Annotated in this window: 1 protein-coding gene; it reads right to left on the bottom strand. The window is 74.5% G+C overall.

The features are described 5' to 3' along the window. A partial coding sequence (locus ACIPSC_RS39005) for an amino acid adenylation domain-containing protein (protein ID WP_400835164.1) occupies positions 1 to 1,685 on the bottom strand: 1,685 nt, incomplete at both ends.

Raw genomic sequence — 1,685 nt, forward strand, 5'->3', positions numbered from 1 at the left:
CGGTGAAGTGGGTTTCGATCTCGGCGGGTTCGATGCGGAAGCCGCGGAGCTTGATCTGGTCGTCGGTGCGGCCGAGGAACTCCAGCCGGCCTTCGCCGTGCGGATCATGGTGCCAGCGGCCGAGGTCGCCGGTGCGGTACATCCGTGAGCCGGGCGCGCCGAACGGGTCGGGCAGGAAGCGCTCGGCCGTCGCGCCCGGACGGCCCAGGTAGCCGCGGGCCAGTCCGGCGCCGGCGATGAACAGCTCGCCCGGCACCCCGACCGGCACCTGCCGCAGCCCGGCATCCAACACCTGGACCCGCATGTTGTCCAGGGGGCGGCCGATCGGCACGGTGCTGCCGAGCTCGTCCCCGGCGGTCATCGGGTGCCTGGTCGCGAAGACGGTGGTCTCGGTCGGGCCGTAGCCGTCGACCACCCGCAGCTCCGGGTGGACGTCCAGCACCCGGCGCACCGCGGCCGCCGGCACGATGTCGCCGCCGGTGAGCACCTCGCGCACCCCGGCCAGGCTCTCCGGCGCGTCCTCGGCGAGCAGCCGGAACAGGCCGGCGGTCAGCCAGAGCGCGGTGATCCGGTGCTCGGCGACCAGTCGCCCGATCCGCTCGGCGTCCAGGTCGCCGGCCGGCGCCACCACCACCTGGCCGCCGCTCAGCAGCGGCACCCACAGCTCGTAGGTGGCCGCGTCGAAGGCGTGCGGGGAGTGGAACAGCACCCGCCGGTGGTGGCCGTCCTGCTGCCACCAGTGGTCGGCGGCCAGCGCGGCCACGTCCGCGTGGGTGACGGCGACGCCCTTGGGCGTGCCGGTGGAGCCGGAGGTGTACATCACGTAGGCGAGCCGCTCCGGCTGGACGGCCGGGAGGGGGCGCGCCGGGACGGCACGGGCGGGGGCGTCCGGCAGCGGGGCCGAGACGTCCACCACCCGGATGCCGGCCGCCGCCCGGGCCCGGACGAACGGCAGGTCGCGGGTGGCCGCGTCCACCAGCAGCAGCTCGGCGCCGGTGTCGGCGAGCACCAGCTCCATCCGCTCGGCCGGCCAGCTCTCGGACAGCGGCACGTACGCGCCGCCCGCCCGCACCACGGCCAGCGTGCTGGCCACCAGCGCCGTCGAGCGCTGCTGGAGCACCGCGACCCGGCTCTCCGCGTCCGCGCCCAGCGCGGTGAGGTGGCGGGCCAGGCGCTCGGTGGCGGTGTCGAGTTCGGCGTAGCTGAGGGTGTCGGTGCCGCAGGTGACGGCGGTGGCGTCGGGGGTGCGGGCGACCTGGGCGGCGAACAGCTCCGGCAGGGCGGCGGCGGGCAGCGGGCGGACGTCGCCGGTGGCCAGCGCGGCGAGTTCGGCCCGTCCGGCGTCGCCCAGCAGGTCGATGTCGTGGATGGGGGTGTCGGGGTGTTCGGCGGCGCTGCGCAGGATGCGTTGGAACTGGTCGGCGAGTCGTTCGACGGTGGCGGGTTCGAAGAGGTCGGCGGCGTACTCGACGGTGACGGTGAGGCCGTCGGGGGCGCCGTCGGGCGTGTGCTGCTCGGTGACCGAGAACGACAGGTCGAACTTGGCGGCGCTCTCGAACTCGACGTCCTGGGAGTCGAGTTCGTTGCTCACCGTGGTGGTGTTGTTGAGGGTGAGGATGGTTTGGAAGAGGGGGTGGTGGTGGGGGGTGCGGGTGGGGTTGAGGGCTTCTACGAGGCGTTCGAAG

The sequence above is a fragment of the Kitasatospora sp. NPDC090091 genome (assembly GCF_044747365.1).
Lineage (GTDB): Bacteria > Actinomycetota > Actinomycetes > Streptomycetales > Streptomycetaceae > Kitasatospora.